The following is a 15,582-nucleotide window of genomic DNA, read 5'->3' as shown; positions in this document are numbered from 1 at the left end:
CCGCGGGGCCGCAGCCCCTCCAGGAGGCGAGAGCGCACACGCGCCGGTGGCGCCAGGTGCCACTACCCGGGCTGTCGCCCAGGAGCAGCGGACGCGTGGCGGCGGCTGTGGCCCACGGCCAGGGTGGTGAGGGCGGCTACCGCGAAAGACAGCAGGGAGGCGCTCATCCACGGCTGGACGGTGAGGCCCACGGCGTCTTGCAGCCAGGCCCAGAAGTCGGACCAGCCGGCGATGTTCGTCGGTGCGATCAGTTGGTAGGTGGCGAAGCCCAGTGCCCAGGGCAGCAGCATGACCCAGCGGGTGGGGGCCTGTTCGGAGACGTCCCAGGCGCGGTGGCCGCCGAGCACGAAGAAGTCCACGACCAGGACGGCGAACATCGGGATGAAGACCGCGCCGATCAGATAGAGGAAGCTGGCGTAGCTGTCCATGTTCACCAGAAGAGCCAGGGCGGTGGCCAGGCTGCCGCTGATCAGGCACAGGATGCGGCGGTCGACGCGCGGCAGCAGGTTCTGGGCGGAGACGGCGGTGGAGTAGACGTTGGCGAAGGACTGGTCGACCTCGCGCAGGACCAGGACACCGAAGCAGATCACGCCGACGCTGGTGGCGGTGAACGGGTCGAAGACCTTGTACGGGTCGGTGGTGTCGAACGCGATCATGGCGAGGGCGGCCACGCCCAGGACCGAGCCCGCGACGCCCGCGAGGGTCTGGCCGATGACCAGGCCGCCGAAGGCCGCCTTCTCGCTGCGGGAGTGGCGCGAGTAGTCGGCGACCAACGGCAGCCAGGAGATCGACACGGCGATCACGCTGTCGGCGGCGAACCAGAAGTCCTTCCAGGAGCCGCCCTCCATCGGGATGCCGCGGCCGGCCAGGTCCCAGCCCAGGTAACAGATGGCCAGGACGACGGCGATGGTGACATACCGGCGGATGATGCGCAGCGCGCCCAGCGGACGCAGAGTGAGCGCCGTGGTCACCGCGCCCGCGAGCAGTACGTACAGCCAGCCGGGTCCCGGCTCGCCGAAGGCCTGACGGGCCAGGATTTTCAGGCCGGTGGAGATGACCACCAGCTCGAAGACGGCCCAGCCGACCATCTGCAGCACGTTGAGGACGGTGGGCAGGTAGGAGGCCTTCGCGCCGAACAGGCCGCGCAGCAGCACCATCGAGGGCGCGCCGGTGCGGGCGCCGGTGATGGCGGCCAGGCCCAGGGCGAGGGTACCGATCAGGGTGCCGACGACGGACGCGGTGACGGCCGCGGCGAACGACAGCGTCGGACTGCCGGTGCCCAGCGGGTCCAGGACGACCAGCATGCCGCTGAAGCCCAGCAGGCTGACGCCCAGGTTGGCCCAGAAGGTGCCTTGGTCCAGGCCGCTGAGGACCTTGGGCGTGGGCTGGTCGAGGGTGAGCGGCGCCTCGTTGGCCGGGGCCGGTCTCGGCGTGGCGGGTTCGGTGGTGGTCGTCACTTCGCGGGCTCCGAAACCTGGACGGGAGCAGTGCCGAGGGGCCAGGACTCCATGCGCCAGGCGGCGTCCCAGAACATCCACTCCCAGGTGGACGCGGTGGTGAAGGCCGTACGCATCCGGGCGCGGGTGGCCGGGTCGGCCTGCTCCGCCAGCCGGTTGACGATCTGTCGGGCGTGTTCGGTGGCGGCTTCGAACTCCTCGTCGGCGTACGTGCCGATCCAGTCGCCGTAAGGGTGGGCGGCGAGGTCGCCGGCCAGTTCGAGGAGGGCCCGGCCCACCTCGGCGTAGATCCAGAAGCAGGGCAGGACCGCTGCGGTCAGCTCCGGGTAGCCCTGGGTGTGGGCCACGGAGAGCAGGTAGGAGGTGTATCCGGTGCCGGTGGGGGACGGTGTCCAGGCGTCGACGTCGACGACGTTGCTCTCGTGCAGGGAGCTTTCGACGACCACGGCGTCGTGGGCGGACTTCGCGAAGAACGCGATGTCCTGCGGCCGGTCCGCCTTGGCGGCGGCGCTGGCCAGCGCGCGGGCGTAGCCGCGCAGGTAGTGGGCGTCCTGGGCCAGGTAGTAGACGAACTTCTCCCGGTCCAGGGTGCCGTCGCCGAGGGCGATGACGAACGGCAGTTTGTCGATGCCCGCGCGGATCTCGGCCGTGGCCGTCCACAGCTCGTCGCAGAACGTGGTGGTCATGGGGCTCAGCTCCAGTACTGGTGGAAGTGGTGGACAGGTCCGTGGCCGCTGCCGATGTGCAGGGTGTCGGCGGCGCGCAGGGCTCCGGTCAGGTACGCCTTGGCGGCGCGGACGGCGGTGGGCCAGTCCTCGTGCTGCGGGCGCAGGGCGGCGATCGCGGCGGACAGGGTGCAGCCGGTGCCATGGGTGTTGCGCGTGTCGACACGGGGTGCGGACAGCTCGGTGATGTCCGCGGCACCGGCGCCCGTGGGGTGCGTGGCGTCGACGAGGATGTCCACGGATCGGGCGTCGTGGGTGTGGTGGCCGCCCTTGAGCAGGACGCGCCGGGCGCCGGTTTCGAGGAGTTCTTGGGCTTGCTCGACGGCTTCCGCGCGGTTCTTTGCCGCGGCGGTGCCGAGCAGGTCGCCGGCCTCGGGGAGGTTGGGGGTGATGAGGTCGGCCAGCGGCAGGAGACGCTCGCGCAGCACCGCCACCGCATCGGCTTCCAGGAGGCGGTGGCCGCTGGTCGAGACCATGACGGGGTCGAGGACGACGTACCGGGGGCGGTGGCGCTCCAGGGCCCCTGCGACGGCGTCGGCGATGGCGGCGTCGGCCAGCATCCCGATCTTGACGGCGTCCACCGGGACGTCGGCGAACAGCGTGTCGAGCTGCTCGGTGACGAATGCCGGGGGGATGGCGTGGATGCCGGTGACACCCAGGGTGTTCTGTGCGGTCAGGGCGGTCAGAACGGCTGTTCCGTAGGCGCCGTTGGCGGAGAACGCCTTCAAGTCGGCTTGTATCCCGGCGCCGCCGGAGGGGTCGCTGGCGGCGATGGTGAGGGCGATGGGCGGGCTGGTCACGCGGAGATCTCCTGTCGCAGGGTGCGGACGAGGGAATGGGCTGCGGCCCGGGGGTCGGGCCGGCCGCAGATGGCACTGACGACAGCGATGCCGGCCGCGCCACGCCCCATGACCGCGGCGGCCCGGGACGGACCGATCCCGCCGATGGCCACGCAGGGCAGCGGGCTCTCCCGGACGATCCGGGCCATGCCGTCCAGGCCGAGCGGGGCATCCGCGTCCGGCTTGGTGGACTGCGCGAACACCGGACCGACACCGAGGTGATCGACGCTGTCCGGCACGTGCGCCAGCTGCCCGGGACGGCTGATGGACAGGCCGATGTACGCACGGGGGCCGAGTCGGCGACGGGCGGTATCGGGAGAGAGGTCCCGCTGCCCGAGGTGGACGCCGTCCGCGTCCAGCCGGGCCGCCACGTCCAGCCGATCGTTGACGATCAAGGGGACGCCGGTGCCCGCCAGTTCGGCCTGGATCGCCCGGCCGAGCGAGAACAGCGTGCGGTCGTCCGCGTCCGGGTCGCGCAACTGGACGGCGGTCACGCCGCCCTTGACGGCCGCTGCCACGGTAGGGGCGACGCCACGGTCGCCGCAGAGCCTGGTGTCGGTCACCAGATACAGGGACAGGTCGAGAGGAGGTCGCATGAATTGCTCCTTGGGGTCTCCCGGCCGGGCGAAGGCGTGGGAAACGCATCGGGAGGTACGGGGGAAGGCAGGCCCCGGCGTGCCGTGCGGGGACCCGTGAGTCGTACACCGGGGTGAGAGGAGGCGGGGGAGAGGGCAGCCAGGCCCGGTGCCGGGGGGCGCCCCAGGGGGGGCGGGCACTGTGCGGCGGGTGGCGTCGAGGCCACCGCTCACGCGGATCCCCGCCGTACGCGTCCGCTCAGCGCAGGTCGAGGGCCTCGGCGAGCCGCTCAGGGCTCAGCTCGTACAGCGCGTCGATCAGGGCGACCGCGAACGTGCCCGGCCCCGCGGAGCGGGTGGCGGCGTCCTCCGCGGCCACGGTGAGCAGGCCGGTCGCGGCCGTGGCGGCCAGCAGTGCGTCGTCGGTGACGGCGGTGCAGGCGGCCACCAGAGCGCCGAGCGAGCAGCCCGTACCGGTCACCACAGCCAGCAGCGGGCTCCCGTTGGCCAGACGCACCACGCGCGTCCCGTCGGTGAGAACGTCCTCGGGGCCGCTCACCGCGACCGCGCAGCCATAGCGCCGGGCCAGCGCGTCCGCCGCGGCCAGCGCCGCCTCGGGGACGTCCGTGCTGTCCACGCCGCGCCCGCCCGCGCCGCCGTCCAGTGCCAGGATCTCCGAAGCGTTGCCCCGAATGACCGCCGGCGGCGTGCTCTCCAGCAGTTCGCGGGCCAGCGCGGTGCGCCAGGGCAGCGGGCCGACCGCCACCGGGTCGAGCACCCACGGCCGCCCGGCGCCGGCCGCTTCGGTGACCGCGACACGCATCGCCGCCGCCGTCACGGAGGTCACCGTGCCCAGGTTGACCAGGACACCCCCGGCCACCCGGGCCAGCGCTCCGGCCTCCTCCGCGCTGTGCACCATCGCGGGGGCAGCCCCCGCCGCGAGCAGCACGTTCGCGGTGAACTGCGACACCACGACGTTGGTCAGGCAGTGCACCAGGGGTGCGGAGGCCCGCAGGGACGCGCTCACGTCCGCCACGGCAGCACGGGAGACGGCAGTGTCGTGCCGGGCAGGTATGGAGGCAGTATCCATCGTCAACACCCTTCCTACGCCGGCATTACCCGGTCCAGGTTCATGCGGTCGGCGGAAAGGGGATCAAGTCCCGTCCGCCCTCTCAGCCCGGCTGCTCCCGAGCTCCCGCGGTGGTCGCTACGCAATGTACCTCCTTGAGGAACAGGAGGTCGCACACGGGTACCTCACGCAACGGCCTGGCTCCTATGCCCACCGGAGCCGGGTGCGACGCACGAAGCCGGGCGGCCCTGACAGGAATCAGGGCCGCCCGGCCGTCGTGCGTGGAGAAGCGTCGTGCGCGCAGAAGGAAAGGTCAGCAGCTCAGGTTGGAGCCCGGCGTGGTGCCGAGGATCTGGGTGAACTGCTTGTAGCGGTCGACCCGGCTCTGGACCTGGGCGGGGTTGCCGCCGTTGCACTCCAGGGTGCCGTTGATGGCGCGGATGGTCTCACCGAAACCGCGGCTGTTGACCATGGCGTTGTGCGGCGTCATGGTGCCCGGACCCGACTGGGTGTTCCAGTACCAAAGACCGGTCTTCCAGGCGACCGCCGGGTCGCGCTCCACCAGGTAGGGGTTGCGCAGGAGGTCGATGCCGAGCGCGTCGCCGGCCGCCTTGTAGTTGAAGTTCCAGCTGAGCTGGATCGGACCGCGGCCGTAGTACGCGGCCTGGCCCGCCGGGCAGCCGTAGGGCTGGGAGGCGTCGCAGTAGTGCGGGTAGTTGGCCTGGTTCTGCTCGACGATGTGGACCAGACCGCCGGTCTCGTGGTGGACGTTGGCGAGGAACGCCGCTGCCTCCTGGCGCTTGATGGTGTCGCCGCCGGTGTTGGCGAAGGCCGGGTACGCCTTGAGCGCGTCGGTCAGGCCCTTGTACGTGTAGAACGAGTTCCGGCTCGGGAACATCTGGTTGAACTGCGCCTCGGTGACCACGAATCCCGAGGGGTCGGGGTTGCCGGGGTCGGTGCCACCGCCGCAGGCGCCCGCGTCCGCCCAGACGTCGCTGCGGCCCGGCGTCTCGTTCTGGGTCCACCACTTGGCGTTCCAGTTGCGCCCGTTGTACGAGGCGGTGTTGCCGCCGGTGTAGACGGAGGAGGAGTTCCAGGGGGCTGCGCACGCGGCGGCGGACGCCGTGGCCGCGGCCGGGCCAAGGACGATCATCGCGCAGAGCGCGGCTAGCGCTGCTGCGAAACTGATGAGACGTTTGATCACGCGACATCTCCTATCGAGCGGGCTGGAGGAGGGCTCCACGCGCCATGGGGGTGTCGGTGACTCAAGCGAAATGGTCTGGACCTGTCAAGGTCTGGACCAATTCTGGTACGCGGCTGACCTGAATTCGCCATGCACCGACCCCGCAGGGGTGCCGCCGCCACGGGTGCATCGCCGCTACAGGAGTGCCCCCGTGAAGGCCGATCAGGCCGGTCGTCGCCCGCCGGCGGGGCGGCGGGTTCGGGCAAAGGGCTCGCCGCAACCGGCCGGCAGCAGACGCTTCCCCTTCATCGGTTGTTGATGCACCGTCAACCCGGGTCTCTTAGGTTCCGCAAGCGCCTCGCGCGACCCCGCCGCCCGACCGGTGCGGCAGGGACGGTCACGAACCCCTGGAGTGATCAAATGGAACGTCGTAGTTTCCTGCGCGGAGCAGTCGTCGGCGGCACGGCGGCGACCTTCGGCTACACGCTCATGCAGGGCGCGGCCTACGCGGCCCCGGCGCAGAAGGGCCCCGGCCCGTACGGCGCGCTCGGCGCGGCAGACGCCAACGGCCTCCAGCTGCCCGGCGGCTTCACCGGCCGGGTGATCGCACGGTCCGGCCAGAAAGTCGGCTCCACCACCTACACCTGGCACGACGCCCCTGACGGCGGTGCCTGTTTCGCCGACGGCACGGGCTGGATCTACGTCTCCAACTCGGAGATCTCCTCCACCGGCGGCGCGGGTGCGATCAAGTTCAACTCGACGGGTTCCATCACCGGTTCGTACCGGATCCTGTCCAACACCAACCGCAACTGCGCCGGCGGCGCGACCCCCTGGAACACCTGGCTGTCCTGCGAGGAGGTCAGCACCGGCTACGTCTACGAGACCGACCCGTGGGGCGTGAACGCCGCCGTGCGCCGCGGCGCCATGGGCCGCTTCAACCACGAGGCGGCGGCCGCCGACCCGGTCCGCAAGGTGATCTACCTGACGGAGGACGCGACGGACGGCTGCTTCTACCGGTTCGTTCCCTCCACCTGGGGCAACCTGGCGGCGGGCACGCTCCAGGTCCTCAAAGCCGGAACGGCCACCTCCGGCAGCTTCACCTGGGTGACCGTGCCGGACCCGGACGGCTCGCCCACCCCCACCCGCGACCAGGTCTCCGGCGCCAAGCTGTTCAACGGCGGGGAGGGCTGCCACTACGCCAACGACACCGTCTGGTTCACCACCAAGGGCGATGGCCGCGTCTGGCAGCTCAACCTGGCCGCCGGCACCTATGAGCTGGCCTACGACGACTCCCTGGTCGTCGGTGGCGGAGCCCCGCTGACCGGGGTCGACAACGTCACCGGCTCGTCCTCCGGCGATCTGTACATCGCCGAGGACGGCGGCAACATGGAGATCTGCATCATCACGCCGGACGACGTGGTCGCGCCGTTCCTGCGCATCAACGGCCAGTCCGGCTCGGAGATCTGCGGCCCGGCCTTCTCGCCGGACGGCAAGCGCCTGTACTTCTCCAGCCAGCGCGGTACGAGCGGCAGCTCGTCCGGCGGCATCACCTACGAGGTCACCGGTCCCTTCCGCAGCTGACCGGCCACTCCGGTCCCGTGAGGGCCGGGGGCGGCGGGGGCGGTTCCTGGATGCGCAGTGGGGGCCTGCCTCCATCGGGTTGGCGCCCGATGGGGGCAGTCCGCGTACCCTCGGCCTGTGCCTCGCCATATGAAGAAGCCCCGCCGACTGGTTGCCGACGGACGGGTCTACATGTGGGCGACGCGCCACAGCCACCGAAGGGACCATGCCGGCCGTCCCGTGGGCTGCCGCCAAACCCTCACCCTGTCCGTGCAGCCCGCGGGCACGGGAGGGCTGCTGCGCATCGTCTTTGACGAGGGGCCTGGACGGTACATCCCGGGCGGGGCGCCCTTGGGCTCCGGAGACGTGGGTTTCACCCGGGGTGCAGACCTGAACCTGCACGAGCCGGGCGCCGTCCGGGCCTTGCTCGACGTGGCGCTGGCCCGTGGGTGGCAGCCGGAGGAGCGCCGGCCGGTGGAGGTCGACGGCTGGCTTCTGCTGGAGGCGGCTGCCGCCGCGCGAACCGAGGGGCGCAGACCCTGATGGTCCGCAGATGCGATGCTGCATGCGCTGGGTTCACCGGCCCGCCGTAGGAGCCGCCGCGGCGACGCAACAGGTGTCTGGGCCTGCTGCGGTGCCTTGACGGGCACCTCGGTCGTACGGGGGCGGGCGGGCCGGTCACTTCCAGGCGCGGTCGAGGAAGTCGGCAATCAGCGGGGCGATCTCCGGCAGGTGTGTCTCCAGGGCGAAGTGCCCGGTGTCGAAGAGGTGGAGCTCGGCGTCGGGCAGATCCCGGAGGTAGGCGCGCGCTCCGGGTTCGATGAAGAAGGGGTCGCGGGCTCCCCAGGCGATCAGGGTCGGCGGCGTGTGCCGGCGCATCCATGCCTGCCAGCGGCCGTAGCTCTCGATGTTCGTGGGGTAGTCGAAGAAGAGCGCCAGTTGGGCTTCCTTGCGGCCCGGCAGATCCAGGAAGTGCTGGTCGAGGGTCCAGCCGTCGGGGGCGATCAGCTCGGGCCCGGCGACGCCGCTCTCGTACTGACTGCGGGTGCCGTCGAGGGTGAGAAGGCCCCGGAGGGTGTCCTCGGCGCCGGGTGTCTGGGGGGTCAGGGTGAGGTGGGCGCGGGCGGCGTCGGAGAGCCCGTCTTCATAGGCGTTGCCGTTTTGCGTGATGAGTCCCGCTATCCACTCGGGGTGGCGCGTGGCGAGGCGGAAGCCGACCGGTGCGCCGAAGTCGAACACGTACATCACGAAGCGTTCGAGGCCCAGGCGCTCGACGAAGCCCTCGGTGATGTCGGCGAGCCGGTCGAACGAGTAGGTGAAGCCGTCGGGGACCTGCGTGTGGCCGAACCCCGGGTAGTCCGGCGCGATCAGCCGGTAGCGCGAGCCCAGGGCGTCGAGCAGGCGGCGGAACTGGTGCGAGGCGGAGGGAAAACCGTGCAGAAGCAGCAGCACGGGAGCGTCGGGCCGGTCGGGCAGGGATTCGCGGTAGAAGACCCGGACTCCGTCGACTTCCAGGTGGCGGTGGACGACGCGGGCGACTGGGACGGACATTTCTAATCCCTTCGTTGCCGAGGTATGCATTAGGTATACCCCTGTCGGTGCTAACGCGTCAAGGTGAAGATGTAGAGTTAGAGACATGAGTACGCCCGCGCCCCTGATCGGCGAACCGCTGGCCCTGGACCTGGTCAACACCCGCCCTGCCACGGGCGACTTGCTCGCGACCCCGGGAGACCTGCGCGCCTGGTGGGCCCTCCAGGCGGAGCGCCTTGGCGGCACGGTGCCCCCCGAAGAGGTCGGGCCCGCAGACCTCGCCGCCGTCCAGGCCGTACGAGAGCACACCGCCCGCGCCCTCGCGTGCGCACGCCGCGGAGAGGAACCCGCAGCCGCCGACCTGGCGGCACTCAACCAGGCGCAGCGCGCCGCACCCGCGATCAGCGGGCTGGCGTGGGACGGAGCGGCGGTGACCGCCGCGCGCCGACGCGACGGATCACCGGGTCAGTGCCTGACCGCCCAACTCGCGGAAGCCGCCGCCGAGCTGTTGGCAGATCCGGCGGTCGCCAGGATCCGGGAGTGCGAGGCGCACGACTGCGTGCTGCTCTTTCTGCCCGCCCATCCGCGCCGCCGCTGGTGCTCGGCCACCCGCTGCGGCAACCGAGCGCGCGTCGCGCGCCACTACCAGCGGCACAAGGCCGAGTAGGCCGAGCGGGGCAGACGTCTTCTGCTGAGCACCGTGGGCAAGCGCGGTGCGCCGTACGGGCTTTACCCCGGCGGGCGGTTCAACGGTGTGCCCCGGCGTTGTGCCGGTGGTCAGTGCGCTGCTGGGGTCACGCGCTCGCGGAGCAGGGCGAGTTTCTCGGCCGCGCCGGTGTCGGGCGCCGCCCAGTTCAACACGAGGTGCAGGTCGGCGCGTTCGATGGTCGTGATGTCGCAGTCGAGGACGATCTCGCCGAGGTCGGGGTGGACGACCGTCTTGTGTGAGCGCCCGATCGGTGTACTGCCCGCACAGGCGCTGGACCACGCAACCGGATATCTGCTCGCCGCTGCCGTCCTACGCGCACTGAGCGATCGGCATACCACCGGCGGCGGGCGGCATCTTCGCCTCTCCCTGGCCGGCACGGCCTCCTGGCTGCTGCACGACATCCCCGCCACCTCTGCCCCAAGCGAAGCCGACCTCCCCCACGACCCCGCAGCCTGGCTCACCGAGACCGCATCGCCCTACGGAGTGCTGCGTCATGCCCTGCCCCCGGTCCACTACGACGGCGCACCCGCGCTCTGGAACCGTGGACCGATCCGCTGGGGCACCGACCTGCCGAACTGGGCCTGAACGGCTACCACGTGAGGGAGGCGGGTCCCGGGGCGGAGCTGGGCGGCGGCGTACAGGCCGGCGAGGTGGTCTGACTGCCGGACGCCCAAACCGTCCTCACTCGGAGCGCCGGCTGGGCTCGCTCGCCAGGAGGGCGCTCCCGACGATGTCGAAGAGACGGTCGGCGCGCGGTGCGAGAGCGGGTTGATCACCCGCCCAGGCCAGCATGGCGATCAGCGCGAACAGGTCGTCGCCATCCATGTCGCCCCGGGCCGCACCTGCCGCCTGGGCCCGTGCAAGAAGCCGAGCGCCGGCTGCGCGCAGCGTGACGCACGAAGAGTGGAGCGCGGATTCGGGGTCCTCGATGGCGGCCGCCATCAGCACCGTCACGCCGTGGTACTCGGTCGTCCAGGCAACGCATTCGCGCACCCACGAGGCGAGAGCGTCTGCGGCCGTGGACGCCCTCTCCAGTTCGTCCGCCCTGGCCGTCAGCTCACGGAAGCTGGTGTGGAGCAGGGCCTCCAGCAGGGCCTCACGGGTCGGGAAGTGTCGCAGCAACGTCGCCAACCCGACGTTGGCCGTGCGCGCGACGTCACGCATCGACGCGTCGGTGCCCTGTTCGGCTATGACCGTGCTCGCCACGGTGAGCAGGTGGTCACGGTTTCTCTTGGCGTCGGCGCGCATCGTCCCTCACTTGACCAAACGGTTCACTGATCCATATATTCGGATCAGTGAACCGTTTATGTGGTTCGCTGATCCGGATAAGGGTATCCCGCGCTGCGGGTAGGAGGACAACGGTGCCTGCACACACGATGAAGGCGATCCGGCTGCACGACTTCGGCGGCCCCGAAGTGCTGCGTCATGACGAAGTGCCCGTGCCCGCACCAGCACCGGGCGAGGTGCTCGTGCGCGTGAAGGCCGTCGGCCTCAACCCGCCCGACTGGTACGTGCGCGAGGGCATGCCCGGCGTCCCTGCCGAGTTCAAGCCGCCGTTCGACCTGCCTCTGATCCCTGGGACGGACATCTCGGGAATCGTGGAAGCCGTGGCCGACGGCGTCCAGAACTTCACCGCCGGAGACGAAGTGATGGGTCTGCTGCGCTTCCCCGACGCGATGCAGAGCGGCGCCTACGCCCAGTACGTCACCGCGCCGGCGGCCGACCTCGCGCCCAAACCGGCCGGCGTCGACCATGCGCACGCCGCTGGACTGCCCATGTCGGGGCTGACGGCATGGCAGTACCTGATCGAGGTCGGGCACGACCACCCCTCCCCGTTTCAGGAGGCCAGGCATCGCCCCATGCCCTTGACCGCCGACACCACCGTGCTCGTCAACGGCGCCGGCGGGGGAGTGGGCCACCTCGCCCTGCAACTGGCCAAGTGGAAGGGCGCCCGTGTCATCGCCGTGGCCTCCGGCGCCCACGAGGAATTCCTGCGTGACCTGGGCGCGGACGAGTACATCGACTACACCCGGCAACGCCCCGAGGACATCGTCCGGGACGTCGACCTCGTCCTGGATGCCGTCGGAGGACCCGCAAGCCGACGCTTCCTTCCCACCCTCAGGCGTGGCGGCGCGCTTTACCCGGTGTACTTCGGGGACTTCGACGACGCAGAGAACGCCAAACTGGGCGTCACCGTGACCGGCACCCAGGTGCGCGCGAACGGCGCACAACTCGCCGAGCTGGGGAAACTGCTCGACACGGGCGCCATTCGCGTCGCGATCGACAGCACGTTCACACTCGAAGACGCCCCGGCGGCCCACAAGCGCGCTGCCCAAGGGCACATCCAAGGCAAGATCGTGCTCACGGTCCCGTAGCCTCGCGCTCTCACGCCTTGGGGCGCCGAGGCTTGATCAAATAAGCAGAGAGTGCTTCTGACCTGCAACGATGGGACTTGTCTGGGTCTTGTTGGCTGCACGGAAAGAAGCACTCTCCAGGTGAAGAAGCGTATCGGGCCGTACCCGCGTGGTCCTCGTGAAGGAGAGGGCTCCGCCGCCGGATCGAGCTGTTCGCGAGTGGCCACTCGGAGCCGGTTCCTGGCTCAGACGGTTGGAACAGTGCCGCCGTCAATGACGTACTCCGCGCCCACAATGGATGAGGCTCGATCCGACACAAGGAAGCCGACCAGGTCCGCGACCTCGTCCGTCGTTGCGAACCTTCCGAGTGGAATCCCTCCGAGGGAATCCATCAGGCTCTGCTGCGCCTCTTCGCGGGTCAGTCCGTTGCCCTCGGCGAGCTGGTCGATGAAGCCCTCATACGCTCCGGTCTGAATCCCCCCGGGGCTGACGGCGTTCACCCGCACGCCACGTGGCGCCAGTTCGTTCGCAAGACCCTTGCTGTACGTACGCAAGGCACCCTTCGCTGACGCGTACGGCAACGTCGCGTCGTGCAACGGCATCTGACGCTGGATCGAGGTGACGTGAACAACCACTCCTGATCCGGCCTCCACCATTGCCGGCAGCAGCGCTCGATCCAGCCGGACAGCTCCCAAGAAGTTCAGGTTGAGTTCCGCCAGCCAGTGCTCCTCAACCGCTGCAGCGAACCCGCCAGGCGGGGTTGACGACCCTCCGACCACGTGCACCAGGATGTCCAGCGCACCTCCCTCAGAGATCTTGGACACCACCACCTCTACACCGCCCACCGTGGAAGTGTCCGCCTCGATGAACCGGTCGGGGCGCTCGTAGCCGCCGGGCATAGTGCGTGCCGTGGTCCACACGTCGGCACCCATCTCCCGCAGTCTCTCCACGACGGCCTTGCCCGAGCCCTTCGAACCGCCCGTGACCAGCGCCCGGCGACCGTTGAGACGATCGCGATCTGAACTAGACATTTTTCTCTCCACTGAAGATCGAGGTGGTGCGGGTTCGGTCAGGCCGAGTGGTTGGCGATGACGAGCTCGGCGATGAGGTCGTCCCGCAGCGCGAACCGGTAGTCCAGCTCGGCGACGCCTCCCGGGAAGGTGCCCTCGAGCCGCATGGTGACCACCCAGTGGGTGTCATCGACGCGGTGAGCGCCGATCTGCTCGGTCGTGTACTCGAACTCCGACCCGGCGTCCCGCAGGAACGCGTGGGTCTCCTCTCGGCCGCGGAAGGTCTCGTCCTGGTCGACGATCACCGCATCCTCGGCGAGGAACGACGAGGCGGTGTCGGCGTCGCGGACGATGTGGGCGGCGAGGAACTCGCGCACGGCGGTCGGGAGCAGATCGGACGGAAGATCGGTGTGCTGTGTCATGAGCCCATGGTGTGACCTCGCGGAGCGGGAGGGTCAAGCCGTGGACTCTCCCCCCGGGGGAGTGTTTAGAGTGACGGGATGCTGACCATCGGAGAGTTCTCGCGGCTGACCCACTTGAGCGTGCGGACCCTTCGCCGGTATCACGAAGCGGCCCTGCTGGAACCTGCCGTGGTGGACGAGACCACCGGTTACCGCTACTACCGCGTCGACCAGATCCCGACCGCGCAGGTCATCCACCGGCTCCGCGAGCTCGACGTCCCCCTGAGCGATGTGCGGCAGATCCTGCGGGCCCCCGACCCCGGTGTCCGCGCGGCGCTGGTCACGGACCACCTGCAACGCCTCGAGGACGCACTCGACCGCACCCGCGCCGCGGTCGTGTCGCTGCGCCGCCTCCTGCGGCCCAACCCCGCGCCAATCAACGTCGAACTGCGGGCAGAGCCCGCCCGGACGGTCGCGGCGGTGGAGGCCGTGGTCGGGGCTCGCGACATCGAGACCTGGTACGCAGGCGCGATGGCCGAATTGGAGGCGGCCGTCGGCGCCGCCGTGACCGGACCACCGGGCGGCAACTACGACAACGCCCTTTTCGAGCAGGAGCGCGGTCACGCGCTCGTCTACCTGCCGACCGCTGCACCACCTCGCACCGGCCGCGTGCAGCCCACGATCCTTCCGGCCGCGGAACTGGCCGTCACCACCCACATCGGCGAGCACGACGGCATCGAGGTCACCTACGGCGAACTCGGGACCTGGGTGGTGGAGAACGCGATGTCGGTGGCCGGACCGGTACGGGAGGTCTACGTTGTCGGCCCCCGCGACACGAGCGATCCCGCTGCGTGGCGCACCGAGATCGGCTGGCCGGTCTTCCGAGTCACCTGAGGCGGTCAGTGCGGTGCGGAGCCTTGGAACGACGGGGCGCGACACTGCGCAAGGCCGGCTTGGACACCGCGCTACCAGCGGCGCTGATGCCGTGGCGGAAGCCGAGGGCCGTCCACGATCCGGGCACGGTCTTCCTGACCCTCACCGCCTCCGAGGAGAAGGCTCTGGCGGAGATCCGTGCTGCCCGGGCCGACACCCTCCGTGGTCGCCGAGCTATTTGGATTCGAGGTGCCCCAGCGAATGGTCGGTGAGGGCCGCTTGGGCGTTGTGCCAGTCGGTGTGGTCGATTCCGGTGACGTGGCGCAGATAGGCGAGGGTGAACTGCTGGACCAGGGCGACACGGTCAGGGTTCTCGTCGGTGGTCTCGGCTGACTGGTAGCCGGAGATGCCGCCCAGGAAGTGCTCGCCGCCGTGGACGGTCAGGAGGCTCTTGTTGCCGCGGCTGAGGGTGTAGGGGTCGGTCGTCCAGGCCGGGCCCCGGGTGGTGAGCGGAAGGTCGTCCTTGTCTCCGGCGACGACGAGGCCGGGGGCGGTGATGGGAGAGAAGTCCTGATCGCGTAGCCAGGGAAGGTTGTCGTGAGCGAAGGGGGTCAGCTCGTCGCCGCCCTTACCTGCGGTGGCCAGTTGGATGCTGGCCATGACGCGGGCATCGGACAGGTCCTCGGCGGCGCCGGACTCCGGGTCCGTGACGCGCAGGCCCACCAGGATGCCGGCGGTCTGGCCGCCGAAGGAGTGCCCGGCGGCAATGATGCGGCTGTGGTCGACGCGGCCCTCCAGCCCCGGCACGCTCGCCTCCAGGATGGTGAGCTCGTCGAGGATGCGTCGCATGTCCTGGACGCGGTGGCGCCACATCCGAGGGCGGCGAGGGTCCGCGGCGGGGAGGGCGAGCCGCTTGGAGTCCAGGTGGGTGGCCCGTACGACGACGAAGCCGCCGGCAGCCCAGTGATCGACCAGCGGGGCGTAGCCGTCGAGGTCGGATCCGAAGCCGTGGGCGAAGAGCACCACGGGCAAGCGTGTGCCGGTGAGGGGGGCGGTGACGCTCACGTGCAGGTCCTCGCCGCGCTGTGGTGCGCGGAGCACGAGCGGTTTGACGGACACCGTCGCGGTGGGGACCGGACCGGTGAGGCCCGCAATGGGGTGCGTGGTCATGGGGGTGTGCCTTTCGGGAGGTGGCGGGCCGGGGAGGCGGAGAGTGCGTTCGACGTTGAGGTGGCCGACCTTGTCCCCCACCTGACGCCGACCGCCGAAAAAACGGGATCATTCGCCCGCTGGTGGG

Annotated in this window: 16 protein-coding genes, 1 pseudogene and 1 riboswitch; of the genes and pseudogenes, 6 read left to right on the top strand and 11 right to left on the bottom strand. The window is 70.3% G+C overall.

Annotated features, from left to right (window positions below; genetic code table 11):
* Positions 1-62: 62 nt before the first annotated feature.
* From QBL25_RS02030 to QBL25_RS02005, 6 genes are all read right to left on the bottom strand, one after another.
* Positions 63-1,457, bottom strand: coding sequence for a purine-cytosine permease family protein (locus QBL25_RS02030; RefSeq protein WP_409055206.1), 1,395 nt, complete (start codon positions 1,455-1,457; stop codon positions 63-65).
* Positions 1,454-2,143, bottom strand: a complete 690-nt coding sequence (gene tenA / locus QBL25_RS02025) for a thiaminase II (protein WP_409055205.1) — start codon at positions 2,141-2,143, stop codon at positions 1,454-1,456. The genes QBL25_RS02030 and tenA overlap by 4 nt, the downstream gene beginning before the upstream one ends.
* 5 nt (positions 2,144-2,148) lie before the next feature.
* Entirely contained in the window at positions 2,149-2,982 is an 834-nt protein-coding gene (gene thiD / locus QBL25_RS02020; protein WP_409055204.1) for a bifunctional hydroxymethylpyrimidine kinase/phosphomethylpyrimidine kinase, read from the bottom strand.
* On the bottom strand, positions 2,979-3,617 hold the full coding sequence (gene thiE, locus QBL25_RS02015) for a thiamine phosphate synthase (RefSeq protein WP_409055203.1): 639 nt from the start codon (positions 3,615-3,617) through the stop codon (positions 2,979-2,981). The genes thiD and thiE overlap by 4 nt, the downstream gene beginning before the upstream one ends.
* Positions 3,618-3,855: 238 nt before the next feature.
* Positions 3,856-4,632: a hydroxyethylthiazole kinase gene (thiM, locus tag QBL25_RS02010; protein ID WP_409055202.1), complete on the bottom strand. Its 777-nt coding sequence runs from the start codon at positions 4,630-4,632 to the stop codon at positions 3,856-3,858.
* A gap of 47 nt (positions 4,633-4,679) precedes the next feature.
* A riboswitch (TPP riboswitch) is annotated at positions 4,680-4,805 on the bottom strand.
* A gap of 173 nt (positions 4,806-4,978) precedes the next feature.
* Positions 4,979-5,818, bottom strand: coding sequence for a glycoside hydrolase family 19 protein (locus QBL25_RS02005; RefSeq protein WP_409062515.1), 840 nt, complete (start codon positions 5,816-5,818; stop codon positions 4,979-4,981).
* 450 nt (positions 5,819-6,268) lie between these two features.
* On the opposite strand from QBL25_RS02005, the gene QBL25_RS02000 reads away from it, so the two are divergent.
* Both QBL25_RS02000 and QBL25_RS01995 read left to right on the top strand, forming a co-directional pair.
* Entirely contained in the window at positions 6,269-7,429 is a 1,161-nt protein-coding gene (locus QBL25_RS02000) for an alkaline phosphatase PhoX (RefSeq protein ID WP_409055201.1), read from the top strand.
* A gap of 345 nt (positions 7,430-7,774) precedes the next feature.
* A complete protein-coding gene (locus QBL25_RS01995; RefSeq protein ID WP_409055200.1) occupies positions 7,775-7,951 on the top strand; it encodes a hypothetical protein in 177 nt (58 codons plus the stop codon).
* Between the two features lie 135 nt (positions 7,952-8,086).
* Here QBL25_RS01995 and QBL25_RS01990 read toward each other — a convergent pair whose 3' ends face one another.
* Positions 8,087-8,959, bottom strand: a complete 873-nt coding sequence (locus tag QBL25_RS01990; RefSeq protein WP_409055199.1) for an alpha/beta fold hydrolase — start codon at positions 8,957-8,959, stop codon at positions 8,087-8,089.
* Between the two features lie 85 nt (positions 8,960-9,044).
* On the opposite strand from QBL25_RS01990, the gene QBL25_RS01985 reads away from it, so the two are divergent.
* Positions 9,045-9,605 carry a CGNR zinc finger domain-containing protein gene (locus QBL25_RS01985; RefSeq protein ID WP_409055198.1) on the top strand — a complete coding sequence of 187 codons (561 nt, stop codon included), beginning with the start codon at positions 9,045-9,047 and terminating at the stop codon, positions 9,603-9,605.
* Between the two features lie 291 nt (positions 9,606-9,896).
* Positions 9,897-10,232: pseudogene (locus tag QBL25_RS01980) on the top strand (CoA transferase); the annotation flags it as partial.
* Positions 10,233-10,328: 96 nt separating this feature from the next.
* Here QBL25_RS01980 and QBL25_RS01975 read toward each other — a convergent pair.
* Positions 10,329-10,895: a TetR/AcrR family transcriptional regulator gene (locus QBL25_RS01975; protein WP_409055197.1), complete on the bottom strand. Its 567-nt coding sequence runs from the start codon at positions 10,893-10,895 to the stop codon at positions 10,329-10,331.
* Positions 10,896-11,023: 128 nt separating this feature from the next.
* Here QBL25_RS01975 and QBL25_RS01970 point away from each other — a divergent pair, with 128 nt between their 5' ends.
* A complete protein-coding gene (locus QBL25_RS01970; RefSeq protein ID WP_409062514.1) occupies positions 11,024-12,022 on the top strand; it encodes an NADP-dependent oxidoreductase in 999 nt (332 codons plus the stop codon).
* 224 nt (positions 12,023-12,246) lie between these two features.
* On the opposite strand, the gene QBL25_RS01965 is transcribed toward QBL25_RS01970, so the two are convergent.
* The gene (locus QBL25_RS01965) at positions 12,247-13,032 is read right to left on the bottom strand and encodes an SDR family oxidoreductase (protein ID WP_409055196.1); all 786 of its coding nucleotides are present in this window, start codon (positions 13,030-13,032) and stop codon (positions 12,247-12,249) included.
* A 38-nt stretch (positions 13,033-13,070) separates the two neighbouring features.
* Positions 13,071-13,433, bottom strand: a complete 363-nt coding sequence (locus QBL25_RS01960) for a nuclear transport factor 2 family protein (protein ID WP_409055195.1) — start codon at positions 13,431-13,433, stop codon at positions 13,071-13,073.
* A gap of 78 nt (positions 13,434-13,511) precedes the next feature.
* On the opposite strand from QBL25_RS01960, the gene QBL25_RS01955 reads away from it, so the two are divergent.
* Positions 13,512-14,306 (top strand): MerR family transcriptional regulator, encoded by a 795-nt coding sequence (locus QBL25_RS01955; protein ID WP_409055194.1) that lies wholly within the window; start codon positions 13,512-13,514, stop codon positions 14,304-14,306.
* Positions 14,307-14,519: 213 nt separating this feature from the next.
* On the opposite strand, the gene QBL25_RS01950 is transcribed toward QBL25_RS01955, so the two are convergent.
* Positions 14,520-15,455 (bottom strand): alpha/beta hydrolase family protein, encoded by a 936-nt coding sequence (locus QBL25_RS01950; RefSeq protein WP_409055193.1) that lies wholly within the window; start codon positions 15,453-15,455, stop codon positions 14,520-14,522.
* Between the last annotated feature and the right edge of the window lie 127 nt (positions 15,456-15,582).

The sequence above is a fragment of the Streptomyces sp. SYP-A7185 genome, assembly GCF_046103685.1.
Lineage (GTDB): Bacteria > Actinomycetota > Actinomycetes > Streptomycetales > Streptomycetaceae > Streptomyces.
This window is presented reverse-complemented; position numbering and strand designations above follow the sequence as displayed.